Genomic DNA, 2,872 nt, shown 5'->3' on the forward strand with positions numbered 1-2,872 from the left:
GGGCCGGCCTGCGCCACCTGGTCGGCGAAGGTGGTCGTGGGCTCGGCGGCAGGAGGGGCCGGCTGCCGAACGACGCGCGAGAGATCGGCCTGCAAGTCGGCGGCGCGCTCCCGGAGGCTCGGGCGCTCGGTATCGGGGCGGATCAGGTTCTTGAGGGAAGCACGGAAGGACATCGCGGGATCCTCGAGGAGAGGTGCGCGGGCGACCGGCCCGCTCGGATTGCGGGTCGGGTCAGAGGAGCGTGGCGAGGCCGGTCAGCACCATGCCGCCCGCGATGATCGCGACGGCGGCCAGCAGCTCGCCGGCGACGTCGAGGAAGCGCAGGGACCGGCTGTGCGCCGTGTCGGGGCGGATGGGGGCGACGGCCTCCCAGGCCTCGATCGTGCCGGGCTGGGTCTCGTCGGGCATGGCGATGAACCGGCGATCCAGGGGGATCTGGCGGCCGGTGCGGGCGCTAGTGCTGCGCACTGGGACGGGCTGGCTGAAGTTCGGGATGCGGGCATAGGACATCGTTCGCGCTCCTGGTGGGGCTCGTGGCGGTGATCAGAAAAAGGAGGGTCGACTCAGTCGCCCAAGTGTCTGGGAGATCTCGGCTTTCAGGCGCTCAGGGGTCCAAAAACGGCTTCTGGACTCATGCTATCAGTGAGCAGCCATGTGGCGGGCCATCTTGGCGGCGCGCCATGCCGCGGTGAGGCAGACCGACATGGCCTCGCCCCAGGTGCAGCCGTACCGCTCCTGATGGGCGCGGGCGGCGGAGGCGGCGGCCGACATGATGGCTCCGCGGTCGAACTGGCCGGCGGCGAACAGCCGGCGGCGGGTGGTGCGCACCGTCATGTCGATGCGGGCCTTGGCGGTGAGCAGGCCGGCGGGGATCGCGGGACGGCTGTCGTGCAGGCTGCGGGCGAGGGTGTTCCAGGAGACGGTGCGGTGGGCCATTGCTGTATCCCTGATGCAGGGCTATAATCTCACTACACCTGCACCGTGTCAACAGACCTGCAAATAAAACACAGCTTGGAGTGAGGATGCTTCCTCGATTGAGCCCCCGCATGTGTAAGGCTGCGCGTTCGCTGCTCGGGTGGGGTCAGGGCGAATTCGCCACTTCCTCGGGCCTTTCGAAATCCACGATCGGTGCCTTCGAGGCCAAGGACGAGGACGCACGCCTCACCACCATGAACAACAAGGCTGCCGTTGAGGCCTTCGAGGCTGCCGGCCTGGAATTTATCCCCGAGAACGGCGGCGGGGCCGGGATCCGGTTCCGGGAGCGGAAAGCTCAACCGTGAACGACAACGGCAAGGCATAGGACAAGCTTGTCGCCGCTCGTGCTCGCGCAGGAACCTACGTCCGGCTTGAAGAGTCATGATCGGTTGGCGCTAGGCGGGACTGAGCCCAGCTGCAGTTTGACCTATCGATACGTACTGCCTGTCACTTTGCCGCTCTTGCCGGACAGGTAGCATGGTGCTACCTCTAGGAGCCTGAATGACGCCCGCGAACGCATTGAGCTTGGTGCGTCGGCTGGCTGCCGACGAGGATAGATGCGAGTTCTACCAGCCTGTTCTCGACGAGCTTCCGCGCCACAGCCTTGACTCAGACGATCTTCTTGAGATCATCCAGAGTGAACTAGGCGAGGTACATTGTTATCGTTCGGCGCCGACTGAGAAATATCATCCAGCCACAACTTCAGATTACTACTCGATTTGGGTGGAGGAGTGCAGGGCACACATGTTCCTGAAGCTCCTTGTTGGGAAGGCCTCCGATGGCGGGGATCTGCTCGTGATTACCTCTTTCAAAAAGGATACCCGCACATGACCGCCGAGCGGTGCCTAGAATGTGGCGAGACGGCGGTCGAAGAGCGCGTGACCCCCTTCGTGGTGGAGCGCGGCGGCAAAACAGCCACCATTCAGGACCGACGTATGGTTTGCGGTGCCTGCGGCAACGTCAGTTATCGCGGCGCGCAGGTATCTGCGCACGAGCTTGCCGTTGCGACTGCTATTCGCGAGATGGACGGCCTTCTATCAGCGGCCGAGCTGGCAGCGGTTCGCAATAAGTACCGCCTCAAGCAAACAGATATGGAGCAGATGCTATCAACGGGACCGAAGACCTGGACGCGTTGGGAGCGTGGCAAGGTTCCACAGAGCAAAGCAGCGGATAGGTTCATCCGAGCCATTGCTAGTGATCCATACCTAACGCGACGGCTGATGCGGGATGCAGCCATTGAGAATGCTGAGGCTGAAGCAGTATTCGCAGAGATCGAGCGCGGCGAGCGTCGCGTTGCCGAAGCGCTGGTGCGAGCCGAGCTACGTCAGCAGGGCCTCGGTGACGACGAGCGGGTTGGACGGATCGCGACTGACAAAGCATTCGAGGCCGTGCACCAGGCGCGTGGTAGTACCGAGGCTAGAGCCGCATGAGCGACGAGCCGCCCATCAACGGTTCTGGGTCCATTGCACATCTGCCGAAGGCGCGTAGGGCTCCGACGAAAGGGGAGACGCTCCTCCGGGAGATGGAGCTCGCCATCGCCTGCCAGTTCCGCGAGCAAAATGAACTGTTGCGCGAGAACAATCGCGAGCAGGCTGCCCGCATCAGGGAGCAGGGCGGACGGTTGCAGGACCAGGGCGAGCGACTCAAGGAACAAGGGGAGATGGTCCGGCGCTTGTCGAGAGGCGTCGAACTTTTGGTCACCGAACTTCAAGGCGTGCGCACCGGCAAGCGAGAAGAGGCGTTCGCACGTGTTGGGGACTCCGGCTGCTCACCAGACCTGCCGACGGTTTCCGCAGAAGCAGCGCTGGTTTACACGCACACAGCACGTACCATCGGTGATGAGCTTGGCTTCAACGCGTCGCAGATCGGGATGCTGTTGGGGTCTAAAGGATTGGGG

General features: G+C 63.6%; 6 protein-coding genes. 4 read left to right on the top strand and 2 right to left on the bottom strand.

Annotated features, from left to right (window positions below; genetic code table 11):
* Window positions 1-231: 231 nt before the first annotated feature.
* Both FV242_RS33430 and FV242_RS33435 read right to left on the bottom strand, forming a co-directional pair.
* A complete protein-coding gene (locus FV242_RS33430; protein WP_147941951.1) occupies window positions 232-510 on the bottom strand; it encodes a hypothetical protein in 279 nt (92 codons plus the stop codon).
* A 129-nt stretch (window positions 511-639) separates the two neighbouring features.
* Window positions 640-936: a hypothetical protein gene (locus tag FV242_RS33435; RefSeq protein WP_147941952.1), complete on the bottom strand. Its 297-nt coding sequence runs from the start codon at window positions 934-936 to the stop codon at window positions 640-642.
* 110 nt (window positions 937-1,046) lie between these two features.
* Here FV242_RS33435 and FV242_RS33440 point away from each other — a divergent pair, with 110 nt between their 5' ends.
* From FV242_RS33440 to FV242_RS33455, 4 genes are all read left to right on the top strand, one after another.
* Window positions 1,047-1,280 (top strand): helix-turn-helix transcriptional regulator, encoded by a 234-nt coding sequence (locus FV242_RS33440; RefSeq protein ID WP_246693009.1) that lies wholly within the window; start codon window positions 1,047-1,049, stop codon window positions 1,278-1,280.
* 196 nt (window positions 1,281-1,476) lie between these two features.
* A complete protein-coding gene (locus FV242_RS33445; RefSeq protein ID WP_147941954.1) occupies window positions 1,477-1,806 on the top strand; it encodes a hypothetical protein in 330 nt (109 codons plus the stop codon).
* The gene (locus FV242_RS33450; protein WP_147941955.1) at window positions 1,803-2,405 is read left to right on the top strand and encodes a type II TA system antitoxin MqsA family protein; all 603 of its coding nucleotides are present in this window, start codon (window positions 1,803-1,805) and stop codon (window positions 2,403-2,405) included. Before FV242_RS33445 ends, FV242_RS33450 begins: the two co-directional genes overlap by 4 nt.
* Window positions 2,402-2,872 (top strand): hypothetical protein (locus FV242_RS33455; protein WP_147941956.1); only part of this gene is annotated, 471 nt, incomplete at its 3' end. The genes FV242_RS33450 and FV242_RS33455, both read left to right, overlap by 4 nt.

The organism is Methylobacterium sp. WL64, assembly GCF_008039945.1.
Classification (GTDB): Bacteria; Pseudomonadota; Alphaproteobacteria; order Rhizobiales; family Beijerinckiaceae; genus Methylobacterium.

Excerpts from the sequence above, each read along its gene's own strand:
- FV242_RS33435 (WP_147941952.1), bottom strand. The coding sequence starts at position 936 with ATGGCCCACCGCACCGTCTCCTGGAACACCCTCGCCCGCAGCCTGCAC.
- FV242_RS33445 (WP_147941954.1), top strand. The coding sequence starts at position 1,477 with ATGACGCCCGCGAACGCATTGAGCTTGGTGCGTCGGCTGGCTGCCGAC.
- FV242_RS33430 (WP_147941951.1), bottom strand. The coding sequence starts at position 510 with ATGTCCTATGCCCGCATCCCGAACTTCAGCCAGCCCGTCCCAGTGCGC.
- FV242_RS33440 (WP_246693009.1), top strand. The coding sequence starts at position 1,047 with ATGTGTAAGGCTGCGCGTTCGCTGCTCGGGTGGGGTCAGGGCGAATTC.
- FV242_RS33450 (WP_147941955.1), top strand. The coding sequence starts at position 1,803 with ATGACCGCCGAGCGGTGCCTAGAATGTGGCGAGACGGCGGTCGAAGAG.